This window comes from Halorussus lipolyticus, from assembly GCF_029338375.1.
Lineage (GTDB): Archaea > Halobacteriota > Halobacteria > Halobacteriales > Haladaptataceae > Halorussus > Halorussus lipolyticus.
In genome coordinates, this window is record NZ_CP119804.1 from 567,861 (window position 1) to 584,176 (window position 16,316).

Annotated in this window: 11 protein-coding genes; 2 read left to right on the top strand and 9 right to left on the bottom strand. The window is 66.5% G+C overall.

Annotation, left to right across the window (positions count from 1 at the left end; translation table 11 throughout):
* Positions 1-108 precede the first annotated feature (108 nt).
* Positions 109-822, top strand: coding sequence for a 7-cyano-7-deazaguanine synthase QueC (gene queC / locus P2T57_RS02995; protein WP_276300996.1), 714 nt, complete (start codon positions 109-111; stop codon positions 820-822).
* A 431-nt stretch (positions 823-1,253) separates the two neighbouring features.
* Here the strand turns inward: queC and P2T57_RS03000 are convergent, their stop codons facing one another.
* Together P2T57_RS03000 and P2T57_RS03005 are read right to left on the bottom strand one after the other, a co-directional pair.
* Positions 1,254-4,535: a PKD domain-containing protein gene (locus P2T57_RS03000; protein ID WP_276300997.1), complete on the bottom strand. Its 3,282-nt coding sequence runs from the start codon at positions 4,533-4,535 to the stop codon at positions 1,254-1,256.
* Between the two features lie 693 nt (positions 4,536-5,228).
* The gene (locus tag P2T57_RS03005; protein ID WP_276300998.1) at positions 5,229-5,717 is read right to left on the bottom strand and encodes a cupin domain-containing protein; all 489 of its coding nucleotides are present in this window, start codon (positions 5,715-5,717) and stop codon (positions 5,229-5,231) included.
* A 187-nt stretch (positions 5,718-5,904) separates the two neighbouring features.
* Here P2T57_RS03005 and P2T57_RS03010 point away from each other — a divergent pair, with 187 nt between their 5' ends.
* Positions 5,905-6,681 (top strand): nucleoside phosphorylase, encoded by a 777-nt coding sequence (locus P2T57_RS03010; RefSeq protein WP_276300999.1) that lies wholly within the window; start codon positions 5,905-5,907, stop codon positions 6,679-6,681.
* Here P2T57_RS03010 and P2T57_RS03015 read toward each other — a convergent pair.
* From P2T57_RS03015 to P2T57_RS03045, 7 genes are all read right to left on the bottom strand, one after another.
* Positions 6,669-6,899 (bottom strand): hypothetical protein, encoded by a 231-nt coding sequence (locus P2T57_RS03015; protein ID WP_276301000.1) that lies wholly within the window; start codon positions 6,897-6,899, stop codon positions 6,669-6,671. The two genes, P2T57_RS03010 and P2T57_RS03015, sit on opposite strands and share 13 nt — an antisense overlap.
* A gap of 140 nt (positions 6,900-7,039) precedes the next feature.
* Positions 7,040-11,497 (bottom strand): PKD domain-containing protein, encoded by a 4,458-nt coding sequence (locus P2T57_RS03020; RefSeq protein WP_276301001.1) that lies wholly within the window; start codon positions 11,495-11,497, stop codon positions 7,040-7,042.
* A gap of 429 nt (positions 11,498-11,926) precedes the next feature.
* Positions 11,927-12,841, bottom strand: coding sequence for a DMT family transporter (locus P2T57_RS03025; protein ID WP_276302072.1), 915 nt, complete (start codon positions 12,839-12,841; stop codon positions 11,927-11,929).
* A gap of 58 nt (positions 12,842-12,899) precedes the next feature.
* On the bottom strand, positions 12,900-13,733 hold the full coding sequence (locus P2T57_RS03030) for a hypothetical protein (RefSeq protein ID WP_276301002.1): 834 nt from the start codon (positions 13,731-13,733) through the stop codon (positions 12,900-12,902).
* Positions 13,734-14,119: 386 nt separating this feature from the next.
* Entirely contained in the window at positions 14,120-15,085 is a 966-nt protein-coding gene (locus tag P2T57_RS03035; RefSeq protein ID WP_276301003.1) for a hypothetical protein, read from the bottom strand.
* A gap of 60 nt (positions 15,086-15,145) precedes the next feature.
* Entirely contained in the window at positions 15,146-16,126 is a 981-nt protein-coding gene (corA, locus tag P2T57_RS03040; RefSeq protein WP_276301004.1) for a magnesium/cobalt transporter CorA, read from the bottom strand.
* 25 nt (positions 16,127-16,151) lie between these two features.
* Positions 16,152-16,313, bottom strand: coding sequence for a hypothetical protein (locus tag P2T57_RS03045; RefSeq protein WP_276301005.1), 162 nt, complete (start codon positions 16,311-16,313; stop codon positions 16,152-16,154).
* Between the last annotated feature and the right edge of the window lie 3 nt (positions 16,314-16,316).

Genomic DNA, 16,316 nt, shown 5'->3' on the forward strand with positions numbered 1-16,316 from the left:
GGGAAGTCAAACGTCTGATTGATAATCCTGTCGGTCAGCCGAGAATCGAGCGGCGGTCCGCCGGTCGGGACCGCACCACTCATGCCTCCGGCGGCCCAGTGGTCGGGCATGAGCGATACCGAATCCGCGTCCGCCGAGAAGCGCGCCGTCGTCCTCGCCTCCGGCGGGATGGACAGCGCCACCGCGGCCTACGTCGCAGACGACGAGGGCTACGACCTCTACCTCCTGCACACCTCCTACGGGCAGGAGACCGAAGGCAAAGAGTACGAGTGCGCCCGGCGACTCGCCGACGAAATCGACGCCGAGGACTTCCTCCGGGTCGAGACGGGCCACCTGTCGGCCATCGGCGATTCGAGTCTGACCGACGACGAGATGGATGTCGAGGAGGCCGACCTCGATTCGGAGGAGGTCCCCTCGTCCTACGTCCCCTTCCGGAACGCCAACCTGCTGGCGATGGCGACTTCCTACGCCGAGGCCAACGACTGCGAAGCGGTCTTCATCGGTGCCCACAGCGAGGACTTCTCGGGGTATCCCGACTGTCGGCCCTCCTTCTTCTACGCCTTCCAGCAGGTCATCGACGCCGGGACCAAAGACGAGACCGAAATCGACCTCCGCGCGCCGTTCGTGGAGCAGAGCAAGACCGACATCGCCCGCCGCGGCGAGACCCTCGGGGTGCCCTACGAACACACGTGGAGTTGCTACCGCGAGGAGGCCCCGGCCTGCGGGACCTGCGACGCCTGCGCTTTCCGACTCCAAGCCTTCCAGAATCTCGGCGTCCGGGACCCCATCGAGTACGACGAGCGCCCGGACTACACCGACTGATTCTCACCGCGGACGTTCGCTCGCTTGCTCCTCGTTTCGCGGGTTCGGCGGCCGCACCGACAGCATGCCAGCCGGATCGGTCTTTCAACCCGGATGCGCCCGGTTCTGTTTTCTCCAAAACGCACTCGACTGACCAACCGCCGGAACGCGCTACTGTCCAAACCACCGTGGGTGGGGTGAAGGGGCCGGTCGCTCGCGGCCGAAGGCCGTGGTCGTCTCAGCGTGGCACTATTTCGCGCCGGGTTGTGCGGAGAGGCGCGAAATATCCCGCTGAGAGACCGCGAGCGACCGGGGGCTTCGAAAGGAATTCACTTCTCTTCCGACTCGTTCCGTCGACGAATCAGAATAGACCATAGAAGTTTCTAAACATATAGTAAAGCATTGTACTACTATGTTAGAAGGTTGTAGAAGTTTCCGAGGTGGTTGATTCCCTATGTCGAGTCGGTCCGCAGTCGAACCACCAACGCCACCGCCAACAGCGCCGCCACCGCCGCGCCGACGCCGAATCCGGGCACGGCCGGTGCGGTCGGGCCGTCGCTCTCGCCATCGCCACCCGACTCAGAGACCTCCAGCGCGGCCGACTCGTCGCCGACTTTTGCGGTGTAGTTCCCCGCGGCGTCAATCGCTCGAACGAACGTCACCTGCTCCGTCTCGCCCGCAGAGACCGCCACCGTCTTCGACCCGACCTCCTCGCCGAACAGGGTCAGCGCGACCTCGCGCTCGGCGGCGGTACCGCCGGTATTCTCGACCGTGGCGGTAATCTCGACCGATTCGCCCGCCGCGATGGCGGACTCGTTCAGCGACACGTCGGCGACCGACAGCGACCCGGCGTCCTCGACGACTGTCACGTTGCCCGCCGACTCACCGCCGATGGTGAGCGCGTGCGTGCCGGTCGGGAGCGTCGCGTTGAGGGTGACTTTGGTGGTCTTGTCTGCGGGCACCGTCACGTTCTTGGTGGCGACCTCCTCGCCGTCCGCCCGGAGGAGGACGCCGAACCCGGCGGTCTCCTCGCCGGCGTTTTCGAGCGTGGCCGTCACCGAGACCGGTTCGTCGGCGGCGACCGTCTGCGCGCCGAGGTCGGCGTCTGCGACCGTCACCGACCGCTCCGCGCCGACCGCAATCGGCGCGAGGCCATCGGTCTCGACTCGAACCACGACCGTCTCGCCGCCCGAGGAGACCGAGAGATTCGCTCGGTCCCACTCACCGCCGGTGCGCTGGTAGGCGGTCAGGTCCGCCGGCGTGAGGCCCTCGTCGGCGAGGACGCCCCCGTCGATTGCGACCTCGTAGCTGACGCCCGAAACCTGCCGGGATTCGACGTACTTCCCGGCGACCGACAGCGACCCGAGGGTCACGTCGGCCGGGACCGATTCGACCGACTCCCCTGCGGGCCGACCGACTTCGACCGCGAAGTGGGCGTCGTCGCGCCGGAGGTCCACGCCGATGGAGTCGAACGCGACGCCGGTCTCCTCGGCAGTCGCTTGGGCGGGAAGCGACGACCGAACCGTCTCGTCGCCCCGAGCGTTGCGAACGTCCACGAGGCCGGCGTTCGCCCCGGTCTGCTGGCGCTGAATATCGACCGGCGGCGGTCCGACGCTGGTTCCGCCTCCACCGCCGCCGCCTCCGCCACCACCGCCGCCACCGCCGGAGTGGGCCTGCTCGTTGGGTTCGACCTTGACTCGCACGGTGGCGTTGTCGGTGTTGTTCCCGAAGTCCGCGACGACCACGGTGGCGTTGTAGGTGCCCGCCGAGTTGTAGGCGTGTTCGACTGTCGCGGAGTCAGTCGTCCGCTCCGCTTTCCCGTCGCCGTCGAAGTCCCAGCGGTACGCCGCGACGGTAGTCTGGCCGTCGGTAGCGTTGCTCGCGTCGAAGGAAATTTTGGTGTCGGCGTCGGTCCGGTTGGTCCCGACCGAGAGCGCCGCGTTGGGCGGGGTGTCGTCCTCGGGGAAGACCCGAATCGTCGCGTTGGCCGAATCGGTGTTGCCAGCGTAGTCGGCGACCGTCACGGTGGCGTCGAAGGTGCCGGTGCCGCCGTAGGCGTGTTCGACTGTCGGCGAATCGGTGGTCCGCTCCGCTTGCCCGTCGCCGTCGAAGTCCCAGCGGTACGCCGCGATGTTCCGGTTGTCGGTCGCGTTTCTGGCGTCGAGACCGACGTTCGCACCTGCCGCGATTTGGTTCGCCCCCACGGCGAGGCCGGCCTCGGGAGGAGTCCGGTCCGGCGCTCGGACCTCGACCTGTCTCGTCTCGGTGGCGTTCTGGCCGCCCTCGTCCACCACGGTCAGCGTGACGGTGTAGGTCCCGTTGCCGGCGTAGGTGTGGGCCACCCGGTCACCGGTCGCGGTGGCGTTGTCGCCGAGCGACCAGCGATACGCCGTGATGCCGGTGTCGTCGGTGGAGTTCCGCGCGTCGAGGACGATTTGACGACCTTCGGTCGGGAGTCCGGGCGACGAGACCCGAATCGCCGGTTCTGGCGGGTCGTCCGCGCCGACCGAGACGCTCCGGGTCGCGGTCGAGTTCTGGCCGCCGCCGTCCACCACGGTCAGGGCGATTTCGTAGTCGCCGGCGTCCTCGTAGGTGTGGGAGATGGTCGCCGAGTCGGTGGTCCGCTCCGCTTGGCCGTCGCCGTCGAGGTCCCAGCGGTAGGCGGAGATGCCCACGTCGTCGGTCGAGTTCCGGGCGTCGAGCGTGACCGGGAAGCCCTGCGTGGGCGAGTCGCCGACCGAGAGCGCCGCGTCCGGCGGGTCGTCGGCCTCGACGCTGACTTGGACTCTGGCCCGGTCGGCGTTGCCGCCTTCGTCAACAACTGTCACGGTGGCGTTGTAGGTCCCCGGTGCGCCGTACTCGTGGGCGACGGTGGGGTCGTTCGTCGTTCGGTCGGGGGTTCCGTCGCCGTCGAAGTCCCAGCGGTACTCCGTGATTTGGCGGTTGTCGGACGACTGGCCGGCGTCGAACGAGACCGGGTAGCCAGCGACGCCGTTACCGCCGGAGAGGGCGGCGTTCGGCGGTGTCTCGTCGGGACCGCAGTAGCCGGTCCGAATCGTGATGGGTTCGGTCATGTCGAGACCGACCGCGCTCGGATTCCCGACGCTCCCGGTGAGGAACTGCCACGCGCGGGTGTCGCCGTCGCGGTCCACCGGACTGTCGTAGAGCGCGGCGCGCTCGTCGAATCGCGGGGAGATAGTGACCGCGGTGCCGTCCCGGTCGAGGCCCCGGAAGACCGCGCCGTCGGTCCGGTCGCCGTACCACGACCAACTGATGCGATTGCGCGAGAAGCGGTCGTCTTGGTCGTAGTAGTCGTCGTCCATCACTATCCAGTCGCCGCCGGCCGGCAGACCGCTGAACCGGAAGGTGGCGGCGCTCCCGTCGCCCCTGTCGCCACCGAGGGTGTTGTGGACTATCATCAGGCTCACGCCGTTCGGGCCGTCGTAGAGGAACAGACGGCTGGTGTCCGCTTGGTGGAGGTGCCGGGGCATGTAGGAACTGTAGGTGTAGCGCTCGTCGCCGTCGTCGTTCTCGATGTTGCGATAGTCGTAGAACGAGGCGGCCTCCTCGCCGTTTGCGAGGGGTGAGACCTCGAAACAGCGGTTACCCTGTTCCACGACGAAGGTGTGCTGTGCGGCCGCGGCGGTGCCCCCGGAGGGCGGAAGGGGGACGGCCGACGCGACGACCAAGAGAGCGATGCCGACGATAGCGAGTCGTGTTCGTGTCCGAGTCATGCTGAGATTTGTCAAGTGCGAGGACCGGCGGGCGACTCCGGGCACCGCGCCCGGCCGCCGAGGCCGGACGCTGTAGTCCGGATTCCGCGTGCCGTTCGACCGCCAGCGGGCGGGCGGCTTGCCCGGAGTTTCCCGCGAGAAGGGCTTTGTTATACGTCGTCTGAGGGGCGGTAGCCTCGGCCGGACGCCGGGCGTCGTGGGCGCTTAACCGCCGACAGTCGCGGCTTAGGCGGTGTGCGGTCGGTGAAACGGTCGGGACGACGGCGGGGTCGGCGGTCTGGAGAAATCGGAATCGTTCGTTAGAAAGAAATCGGAGACATTTCTAAAGAAATAAGAACATAGTCTAAAGAAATATTTTCCGTTGTAAGACGAGCGTTTCGCCGGAAATCGGCGAAACGCTCGCCGTCGCTAGCGGTGGCGAAAGGCGCGATAGCAGGCGAACCGAACCACCGGGACGCGCTCGGCCGACCAGTCGCCGGCGAACACTCGACGGAGAAACCACCGTGGGCGGGGTGAAGGGGCCGGCCGGTCGCGTTCACTGTAGTCGTCTGAGCAGGCTACTATTCGACGCGAGCGTTGCGGAGAGCGTCGAATATCCTGCTCAGCGACCGCGACCGGCCGGGGGCTTCAAGAGACGTTCATCGCTACGACTCTGCGGTTGGCGCTACCAGTTCCGGAAAAACGTTCGAATCGCTACTCCTTGTCCTCGCCTTCCCAGTAGTCAACGTCGTCGTCGCGTCGGTAGTAGCCCTCTACGGTCCGTTCGTCGCGCCCGCCCGGAGGAGACCCCGCGAAAACCCCAACTTTCCCCGAGTCGGGGTAGACGGTCACGTCGGGGTCCTCCATCGTGGAGACGGCGAGATACCGGAGCGGCGCGTCGGAGTCGTTGACGACGCGGTGGGCACCCGACTCGTCTGCCGGGAGTGCGACGTAATCGTGCGCTTGGAGCGGGACCGTCTCGCCGTCGAGTCTGAGGGTGCCGGTGCCCGAGAGGACGAAGATGGCCTCCTCGTTGCCGGTGTGGTAGTGGTAGGGCCACGAGCGACTGCCCGGCGGGAGTTCGTAGAGACTGCACCCGAGTTGTTCGGCGTCGGTGGCCTCGGCGAGTTGCTTGCGCTTGAATCGGGTCTCGTCGCGTTCGAGTTCGGTCCAATCGAGGTCGTCGGCGTTGATTTTGCTCATGGCGAGAGTCACGGACGCCGGTGAAATAACAGTACTCCGAGAGACCCCGAGAACGTAGAGACTCCGCAGATTCGTGTTCTCGAAAGCCCTCGCGCGGTTCGCGGGCGAACTTCGCCCCCGAGGAGCCTGCCATGCCCTCCCAAGCGTGCAAAAAGCACTTCGTCGCCCGTTCTGTAGGCTCGGAGCGATGCCGTTCCCGAATCACCCGGAGAAGCACGAGGCCGACCCTCTTGTCACGCCAGAAGCCCACACCGACTACCGCCAGTCCCAAGCCGAGGACGACGGACCGGAGCCACCCGAGGCGGTCGTCGTCTGCTACAGTCGCGGACTGATGGACTACCTCACCGAGTCTTACGAGGGCGAGACCATCGACCACTACTACGGCGAACTGTTCCTGTTCGCCGACGCGGACCACGAGGTCGGCGTCCTCGGGAACTTCGGTATCGGCGCACCAACCACCGCGATGCTGATGGACGAACTCGTCGCCGACGGCGTGGAGGCCTTCCTCTCGATTGGCTTCGCCGGGTGTCTGGACGACGACATCGAGATGGGCGAGTTCATCGTCTGCGACCGGGCTATCCGCGACGAGGGAGTCTCGCACCACTACGTCGAGTCCGAGAAGTACGCCGAGGCCAGCGACGACCTCACCGACCACGCCACCCGAGAACTCGACGCGCGCGACCGGTCGTACCACGTCGGCCCGTCGTGGACCACCGACGCCATCTATCAGGAGACCGAGGCCGAAGTCGCGGACTACGCCGACGAGGGCGTCCTGACCGTCGAGATGGAGGCGTCAGCGGTCTTCGCCGTCGCCGACTACCGCGGCGTCGATGCCGGTTCGATGTTCGTCGTCAGCGACTATCTGGGCCTCGAAGACTGGGACCCCAAGTTCCACCTGACCGCAGAAGACATGCAACGACTGGGCGACACGGCCAAAGAGATTCTGGCGAGTTACGTGAACTGAAACGAGTCGTCGTCGGACTCGTCCAGTTCGTCCAACGCCTCCAACTCCTCGATTCGCTCTCGACTCCAGACGACCCACAGAACCGCCGCGAAGACGAGGAGCAGTCCCAGAACCGACGTGAACGGTTCGGGGAACAGAAAGAGGACCGCGCCGATGAACAGGAGGACGGACACTGCGAAGAACCGAAAGAGTTGCCGAACGGGGTGGTCGGGTCGCATGGAACGTCATAACTTCGGGAACGAGTAAAACGATTATCCCCGTATCTCTGCTCTGCTCGGCGTTAGCCTCGGCCTTCCTCGACCACCGCGGTCGGGCGGCCCGAAAAAGAGAGGGACCGAACTCGATTCGATTCTGCCCGTCAGCGTCGCCGGAGCGCGACCAAACCAGCGGCCAGTAGCGCGACCAGCGTGACGCCGACGCCGAATCCGGGGACGGGGCCGTCGCTCGTCGCGGTCGTGGTGGTCGTCTCGTTGCTGTCGGATTCCTCGGTCGTGGTCGTCTCGGCGCTCTCGACCACGAGGTCCGCGGTGGCGTCACCGACGCCGACCTCGTAGGTCCCGCCCGAATCGAGCGAGACCGAGAAGGTGGCCTCCGCAGTCTCGCCCGCTTCGACCGAGACGGTCTTCGTGGAGACCGCTTCCCCGCCGACCGTCAGCACGACCTCGTGGGTGCCGTCGGCGCGACCGGTGTTCTCGACGGTCGCAGTGACGGTCACCGACCGGCCGGGTTCGACCTGCTTGCTCCCGAGCGAGAGGTCGGCGACGCTCGTGGCGGGTCGGTCGATGCCGACCGCGTAGGTGCCTTCCGAGACGTTCGCGCCGAACCGGTAGGCGTCGTCGGTCTGACCGACCTGCGAAGTCTCGGTGGCAGTCCACGTGCCGTTCTCGTCGCGGAACAGCGTCACGTCGCCTGCCGTCGCGCCCGAGGCGTTCAGCACGCCCTTCGAGACGGTGAACGTCGCGCGGTCACCGCCCGAGACCGAGAGGTACGACAGCGCGGCGAAGCCCTCGTCCTCGGCCGTCGGTGCGGTGACGTTCCGGGGCGCGGCGTCGGCCACGTCGATTGCGGGGTCGGCGCTACCCGACGCGCGCAGGGTCACGGTGCCGACCTGTCCGTCCGACGAGTTCAGCGGCGCGGAGACCTTCGCGTCGCTTCCGCCGTCGTCGTTGCCGCCGTTCTGGTTCTGACCGCCGGTACTGCTCGGACGCTGGGACGGCAGACCGCCGCCCGTGCTGTCGTCGTTGTCGTCGTCTTCGAGGCCGCCCTCGCCGGGGTTCGGGTCGTCGGAGTTACCGTCGTCAGAACCGCCGGAGTCGTCCGCGGTGACGGTAATCGTCTTCGTCACGACGTTCTCGTAGCCCGCCCGGTCTCGCAGGACCAACGTGACCGTCTTGTCGCCGGCCTCGTCGAAGGAGGTCGTCCACGTGGTTCCATCGGGACCGGCCTCGTCGCCGACCTTCCAGCAGACGTGGGCCAGCGTGCCGGGCTTTTCGTTGAAGTCGCTCGCTTCGAGGGTGACGTTCTCCCCGACTTCGACCGTGGTACTGGAGGCGTGGATTGCCGCGTCGGGCACGACCTTCGTCACGGTGTACTCGACCGTCGCGGAATCGGTCTGACCCGCGGTGTCAACCACGGTGACGGTGGCCTCGTAGGTGCCGGGTTCGTCCAACACCTGATAGGGCTTGAACGAGGAGACAGCGTCCTCCTCGGTCCACTCGACTTCTCCGTCGCTGTCGAAGTCCCAGCGGTACGCCACGATGCCCTCGTCGTCGGTCGAGGCCGAGGCGTCGAAGGGATAGAGCAACTGACTCATCGACCCGGAGTCGGGCGCGGTCAGTTTCGCGTTCGGCGCGTCGTCGCTGGACTGCTCGCGCACCGTGACGATTTCGGTCGCGGTGTCGGTCTGGCCCGACTCGTCCACGACCGTCACGGCGACCTGCTGGGTGCCCGTCTCGGAGAACGAGCGCGTCAGGGTCGCACTGTCGGTGGTCTCCTCGGGGTCGTCGTCGCCGTCGAGGTCCCACCGGTAGGTGAGGTTCTCACCCTCGGGGTCCAAGGACGCCGAGGCGTCGAAGGCGACCTCCTCGCCGGGCGCAACTGTGGTCGGGGCCGCGTTCAGCGCGGCGGTCGGCGGCATCTCGCCGGCCTCGATTTGGCTCGGCGTCGGACTCGTCGCGGTGGACGCGCCGTAGCCGAAGTTCGAGAGGTCAGATTCCCAGACGAGGTTCGCGTCGTCGCTGTCGGGCGTCCACGTCACGGTGAACGTGTGACGGCCCGACTCGAACCGCTCCGGGGGCGTCGGGGATGCGCTTCCCGAGGAGAACGCGCTTCCGACGCCGACCATCGCGGCGTCGTTGGGGTTGTGGTAGCCGAACGTCACTTCGTAGGTGTCGTTCGAGACCTGTTCGGCGTCCTCGACGAAGGTGCTGACCTTCTCGGGTCGGGCCTCCGCGAGGTGGGTGCTGTAGTCGGCGTTCTCTGCGGTCAGTTCGGCCTCGGAGTCGGAGGCGTTCTCGAAGGCCTCTGCCGACTGCACGACCGGACCCCAGACGCCCCCGTCGGGGGCCGAGAGGAGAGTCGTGTTCGAGATGTTGTCGTCGTAGGTGTGAGTCGCAGTCTGGACGCCCTGCTGAGTGAAGTGGGTCGTCGTCAGCGTGACCTCGGCGAACTCGCCCGTGACCTCGACCGCGGTGGCGTTGACGACTTCGAGGTCCTGCTCGGCCTTCAGTTCGGAGACCGAGACGTTCGTCGTGGCGGTATCGGTGTTTCCGGCCGCGTCCTCGACCATCACGGCGACTTCGCGGCGACCGGGTTCCGAGTAGGTGGTCGCAACCCGCGACTCGGTGGTCGTCGTCTCGAACTCGCCGTCGGCGTCGAGGTCCCAGTGGTAGGCCGCGATTCCGCGGTCGTCCGCGGACTCGCTGGCGTTGAAGACGAACTCGGTTTCCTCGACGCTTCCGAAGGAAGGCACCGCCACCAGCGCGGCGTCCGGGGCAGTCGTATCGGAATCGTCACCGACCTCGCTGGCGGGCGGAGTACTGGCGGTGACGGTGGACTGGTCGAAGCGACTCCGGTTCAGCGTCCATGTCGCCCGCTCGTCGTCGCTATCGGGCGTCCACGTCACGGTGACGGTGTGGTCGCTCGACTCGAACGTCGTCGGCGCGTCGCCCGTCACGTTCCCGGAGAGGGTGCTGTTGGGGATGTCGAGGACCTCCTCGTTAGGGTTGTCGTAGCCGAAGGTCACGTTGTACGTTCCCTCGCCGGTCTCCTCGACGCTCTCGACCGAGATAGTCACCGGTTCGGGTTCGATGGTCTCGGCGTAGTAGTCGCGCCGAGGGTTCTGCTTCTGGAGGACGGGGTCGGCCTGCGAACTCTCGTAGGCGCTCACGAGGTTTATCATCGTCCCGTTGACGCCCTCGTCATCTGGCACCGTGATGACCGTCGGACCGGAGATGTCCTCGACGACCTTGTGCGACTGGCCGTACCCGCTCTGGGTGTAGAAGCCGTAGGTCAGGTCCACGCTGTCGAACGACCCGGTGACTTTCACTGCGGTCGCGTTGAGATAGGTGACGTTCTGGCGGGCTACCACGTCGATGGTGGTAGTTTCGGTGTGAGTCTCGCCGTCGGTCTCGGTCCACGTCAGCGTCACCGTTCGGTCGCCCTCCTCGGCGTAGCTATGGGTGACCGTACCGCCGGTCTTCGTGGTGCTACCGAAGTCCCACTGGTAGCTCTCGACCTTGCTCTCGTCACTCGCGCTGGCCGAGGCCTCGAACGTCTCGCTGACGTTGACCGTCGCGGGCGCGTCCACCGTCACGGTCGGGTCGGGCGACTCGGCGGGGTCGACCTCGACCGTCTCGGTGGCCGTGTCGGTGTTGCCGTTTCCGTCTACGACCGTGACCGAGGCCGTGTAGGTTCCGGTACTGGCGTAGGTGTGCTGTATCGTCGCGCTATCGGTCGTCCTCTCAATCGTGCCGTCGTCGTCGAAGTCCCAGCGGTACTCCGCAATCTGGCGGTTGTCGGCGGAATCGCTCGCGTCGAACGTGACCGACTCGTCGTTAGCGACGGGGTTCGGCGAGGCCGACAGCGCGGCCTGCGGGTTGGTCTCGTCGGGACACTTGCCCTTCGAGAGACTCAGCGACTGGGTTTTGTCGAGGGGAATCTCGTCGCCCGTGCCCGACTGGAGTTGCCACGACGTGTCGTTAGTCGCGTAGGGCCACGGGGCGGGTTCGCCGTTCTTGGTGCGCTCTTGGTAGGCCCACGACTCCTCGCCGAACGCCGGGTCGATGGTGATGGCCGAGAAGTCGTTGCCCAGACCGCGGACGACTCCGCCGTCCGTCCGGCCCGACGACCACATCCAGTCGATTTTGGCGCTCGTGCCGTCGTACTGGAAGTTGTCGTCGCGGCCCTCGTAGTCGTCGTCCTCGACCAGCCACTGGTGGTCTTGGGGCAGACCGGAGATGTCAAAGGTGATACCGCCGCCCTGCGAGCGATTGAGGTCGTCGTGGAGCATCACGAGACTCAGGCCCTGCGAACCACGGTAGACGAACACGTGGCTCACCTGATTCTGCTGTACTCGCTGTGAGCCTTCGCCGTAGGAGCCGTAGAGGTAGCCGGGTCCGGGCGCTTGGTAGTCGTAGAACTCCTCGACTGAGGTCGTGCCATCGCCGACCGGTGCGACCTCGTAGCACTCGCCACCCTGCGTGACGTGGAAGGTCGACGGCGAACTCGACGGAGCCGCCGCGCCAACGCCCGCGACGGAGACCGAGGAGACCACGAGGAGAAGCGCCAATAGGACGCTCCGCGCTTGGTCGTTCACGAAGCGCCACCTCCTCGGGGAGTGGTCGTCTGAGGACCGAACTCCGTTTCGGTCGGCTTATCTGTGCTAGTCGGTGAGTACGGCCGCGTCGGGGTCGAGCCGTAGCGTTTTCGGAAGGAATTCGTTTCGAGCATTCGCGTGGTGTTGGGGGTAAGTTCGGGTTTGCCGCTCGTTCTGCCCATCGTAACTTCGAAGTCGTTCGTCAGAGCATCGTTATCCCGAGCTTCCGGCACAATCGCCCTTTGTTATCCTTCGACTGTCGCCCGCGAAGACGCCGCCTGTGGCCCCAGAAGCCCCGACCTACGCCGCCGAGAGATGTCTCTGGCGGGGCGTGAACTCGACTGACCGCATTCGAAAACGGCGTAAGCGCCGTCTACTCCCGACGCCTGCTGGTGGATTCAGGGGATAGTTTGTGCTACGTTAGCACAGCTACGGTTCGTCGGGGCGGCCCGTCGCGGTGACGTAGATACCGGCGAGGACGACTGCACCACCCGCCACGGTGAACACGTCGGGGGCCTCGTTGAGGAGGACGAGCGCGAGCAGGGTCGAACCGACCGGTTCGCCAAGCAGAGTGACGCTGACCACGCTGGATTCGACGTACTTCAGCGCCCAGTTGATGACCGTGTGGCCGAAGATGCCCGGCCCGATGGCCATTCCGAAGAAGAGGAGCCACTCCTCGGGGTGGTAGGCGGTCAGCGCGACGGTGGCTCCCTCGGCGAGCGCAACCCCCAGCAGGACCACCGCGCAGACCGAGTAGACCACGGTGACGTAGGGGACCAAGGCGACTCGCTGGCGAAGCGACCGGCCGGCCAGCACATAGCCGGCGGCCATGACCGCGCCGACGAGCGCGAGGCCGTCGCCGTAGAGCGGTCGTGCGCCGGCCAGCGCGGCCCCCGAGAGGAGGCCGCCGAGCGACATCACCGCGACCCCCACGACGGCGACTAGAATCCCGCCGACCATCCGGCGGTTGATGGTCTCGTCCAGCAGAACCGCCGCGCCGACTGCGACGAACAACGGTTGGGACTGGACGAGCGTGACGCTGGCGGCCACGCTGGTCCACTCCAGACTCTCGAACCACGTGGCGAAGTGGGCCGCCAGCGCGACGCCGGTGACGATTGCGATGGCGGCGTCCCGGACCGACAGCGCGCGGAGGTCCTCGCGGTAGTGGGTCACGGCGAACGGCGCGAGGAGCAGGGTGGTGAACACGACCCGGTAGAGCGCCTTGACGATGCTCGGCGCGTTGCTGTACCGGACGAGGATAGCGCTGGTGCTGACCGCCACGATGGAGACGGCGAGGGCCGCCATCGGCGGGGTGCGTTCTTCGAGGGACGCCAACCACGTCATCGTCCCTGACGTTACACGGCGGGCGCTTAAGCCCACCTTTTCGTCAGTAGCCATTTCGTCACCGCCCGAGTTCGAACCCGACGCGCCACTCGACCCGCGAGTAGGGCGCGGACCACGGGGCGTCTGCCGGTCGGTAGTCGAGTTCGTTCGTGACCTCGTACTCGCCGACCGCCAGCGACCGGTCGCCGGCGCGGAGTTCGTACGCCTGCGTCTGGGTCTGGCCCGGTTCGACCGGGTGGTGCATCCCGACCGCCGAAATCGAGGTCGCCAGCGGGTCGAGGTGCCCGAACGGCGAGTCCGGGTGCCAGAGATGCACGAACCGGTCGGTATCGGTGCGCTCGGCCCACTGGTGGCCGAACGGGGGATGTCTCCCGGTGAACAGCGATTGGCGCTCGTCGCTCCGGTTGCGAACCGAGAGTTCGATTCGGCCGGGGTTGCCGAACGCGATTCGGTCGTCCACGAGTTCCGCGTCGAACGCCAGCGCAGGCGCTCGGTTGGGGTCCCGCCGCCAGAGTTCGAACCCGCAGAGGTCCTCGGTGTCGGGGAATCCGGTGACGGCCTCGTACCGGTCCAGCGTCGTGGATAGTCCATCTGGAAGTTCGTCCCGACCCGCTCGCTGGGTCATGCCGTCGTCGTCACTAACCGCCGCGCGGAGAAACGAGGACATCTCGGCATCGAGGTCAGCGAGGTCCACAACCTCGCCGTCTATCGACTCGCGTTCGTCGGGTGCGTACCGCTCGGTGACCGTGAGGACCCATCGGTGTTCGGGGGCCGCCTTCTCGGTCGAAACCGCGAACGACGAGACGGAGAAGACGGGAAGCGCGTCGGTGACAGACCCGACGACGCCGATACCGACGGTGCCAGCGAGCGCGAGGAGCGACCGGCGGCGCATGTCCTCCGGTCGTGTCTCGTGGGTGATATAGCCGTCGCTCGTCCTGCTGGCAGTCTTCTGGCTCCGTCCTTTCGGAGTAGTCGGACTGGCAGTTAGCGGGGTAGGGCGGTGCCGCCGCGGTCACGGCGGCATCGCTGGGCGACAGTGCCGACTGACTCGCCGGCTATCTGCCCGCAACCGCCGGCGGACGAACTCTCTGCCGGGCCGTCGGTCGCTCCTCCCGACGACACCGACAGACGAACCGCGTCCGCCGAGGCCACGCTTTCGCGGACCACGAAGCGTCCGAGACGGGTTAGCCGCGCTTTCGCACTTGAAGTTTGGCGGTCCAGACAATCAAAATTGTTTGTTAAAGAATTGTTTAGGTTTCTTTAGCCGAGCGCGACCCGTCAAACAGGGGTGACGACGCCCGTGGCAGTCTCGGCGAAGGAAACGATGTCGGGGGTCCCGAAGAGGACGCCGAGGACGACGACCGGTACCCAAATCGACCGGGTGCGTTCGTAGCCGTAGCCTGCGAGGCCGAACCCGGCGAGGTGGACCGCTTCGAGGACCGCCGTCGGGAACGTCAGTTCCGAAACCACGCCGAAGACGCCCAGCAGGCCGAGCGTGAACACCGGGATGTAGATTGCGCGGACGAGTTGGCCGGCGGAGTCCCGGACCGCCCCGCGGTAGAGGAGGCCGACAGACGACCCGAACGCGACGCCGACGCCGACCAACAGCGCGAGGTGGACCAGCGCCGTCGGGGAGAGGAGGTCGGTCTGGACCTCGCCGTGAATCTCTCTGAAGAACCAGACCACGGCGGGCGTCAGGACGACCGCGTGGCGAGGAGTCGTCGCAGTCCGCAATCGCTCGTGGACCACGCCGAAAAACAGGAACCCGTAGCCCAGACCCTCGAACGCCGCCGGGACGACCGAGGCGAGAAGCAGAAACGAGAGACCGGCGTCGGGCGCGTAGCGAATCTGGGCCATCGCGCTCATCGAGGTGTCGAGTAGGAGGTGGCCCGCGAGGCCCGCGGCGGCGACGAGGAGCGGCGCGGAGAGAACCGTCGCCACCGCGACCGGCAGGTCGTCTCTCGCCGGGAGGTCGAACGGAATTTCGACGTGTCGGACCCGAGCGCAGACGACGGCCCCGAGTGCGAGACCGACGACGTAGAGGAAGAACGTGGGGACGGCGATGACGTAGAGCGGACTCGGCCCGCCGAGGTCCAAGAGGGCGTGAAGTCGGTGGTAGCCGACCCCGGCGACGAGTCGCATCCAGAGGGAGACCGCAAACAGCGTCACGAACAGCGACCCGATGGCGACGGCCTCCGGATTTCGGCCGACGACGGGGCGCTCGCGCACCGATTCGAGTATCATGAGGGCAGGTGCGCAAACCCGAGTGATAAATTTATGGCCCGAGCGTTCGCAGAGAACCGGTCAGATGTATCCCGACTCGCGGAAGTACGCGACCAACACAATCGTCACGCCGAGCATCCCGAGCATCACGGCCGGATAGCCGTAGGTCCACCCGAGTTCCGGCATGTTGTAGGGACCTCCCGAGAAGTTCATGCCGTAGACGCCCACGACGAAGGTGAGGGGGAGGACGATGGTCGCCACGACGGTCAGTTTCTTCATGACCTCGTTGGTCGAGAGCGAGAGGGTGTTGAGGTAGATGTCCCGCGCGCCGCTGGCCAAATCGCGGTAGGTTTCGGTCAGGTCCACGAGTTGGACGAGGTGGTCGTACACGTCCCGATAGAACTTCTCGGTGGTCTCACGAATCTGGTCGGGGTCACCCCGCGCGAGGTAGCCGACTGCTTCGCGGGAGGGCCACAGGAGTTTCCGAAATGAGAGGAGTTCACGCCGGACGTTGTTGATTGTCTCCAGCGTCTCGATGTCGGTGGAAGTCGTCACCTCGTCTTCGACCTGCTCGATTTGGTCCTCGATGCGGTCCAGCACGTCGAAGTAGCTATCTACGATACCGTCGATGACCCGGTAGGCCGCGAAATCCGGTCCCTGTCGGAGGATGCGGCCCTCCTCGCGGACCACCATCCGCCAGACGCGCTCTACCGCATCGACCGACTCCATCGACATCGTGACCAGCCAATCGTCGCCGACGAAAAAGCCGACCGACCGCTTGCGAATCTCCTCGCGAAACGTGGTCTCGCCCCGGCGCAGGGTGGCGGTCTTCAGCAGAACGAAGGTGTGGTCGTCGAACTCCTCGGTCTTGGGCCGGACGCCGTTGCGAACGTCCTCGACCGAGAGGCCGTGGATGTCGAACACCGCGGCGACTCGCTCCATCTCCGCTTGCGAGGCGTCCGACGCCCGGACCCACGTGGTGCCGGTGGCTTCGCGGGCGCTCCGCAGGTCGGTGTAGTCGGTGGTGCCGTCCTCGGAGTAGACCACGGCCTCGACCGTCACGCCGAATCTCCTCCCGAGTCGCCCGTCACGCCGAACCACTCCCCCGACCGATTGCCAGCAGGGTGATGCCGACCATCACGCCCGCCACCGAGAAGGCCCGACCCGGATAGGGCGCGACGACGCCGGCCAGATAGCCGCCCAGTCCGGCGAGCGTCAGCGCGCCGCCGAGGACCAACGCAGTATTCATACA

Bases quoted from the DNA above. Each gene is read 5' to 3' on its own strand.
- queC (WP_276300996.1), top strand. From the start codon at position 109: ATGAGCGATACCGAATCCGCGTCCGCCGAGAAGCGCGCCGTCGTCCTC.
- P2T57_RS03000 (WP_276300997.1), bottom strand. From the start codon at position 4,535: ATGACTCGGACACGAACACGACTCGCTATCGTCGGCATCGCTCTCTTG.
- P2T57_RS03005 (WP_276300998.1), bottom strand. From the start codon at position 5,717: ATGAGCAAAATCAACGCCGACGACCTCGATTGGACCGAACTCGAACGC.
- P2T57_RS03010 (WP_276300999.1), top strand. From the start codon at position 5,905: ATGCCGTTCCCGAATCACCCGGAGAAGCACGAGGCCGACCCTCTTGTC.
- P2T57_RS03015 (WP_276301000.1), bottom strand. From the start codon at position 6,899: ATGCGACCCGACCACCCCGTTCGGCAACTCTTTCGGTTCTTCGCAGTG.
- P2T57_RS03025 (WP_276302072.1), bottom strand. From the start codon at position 12,841: ATGACGTGGTTGGCGTCCCTCGAAGAACGCACCCCGCCGATGGCGGCC.
- P2T57_RS03030 (WP_276301002.1), bottom strand. From the start codon at position 13,733: ATGCGCCGCCGGTCGCTCCTCGCGCTCGCTGGCACCGTCGGTATCGGC.
- P2T57_RS03035 (WP_276301003.1), bottom strand. From the start codon at position 15,085: ATGATACTCGAATCGGTGCGCGAGCGCCCCGTCGTCGGCCGAAATCCG.
- P2T57_RS03045 (WP_276301005.1), bottom strand. From the start codon at position 16,313: ATGAATACTGCGTTGGTCCTCGGCGGCGCGCTGACGCTCGCCGGACTG.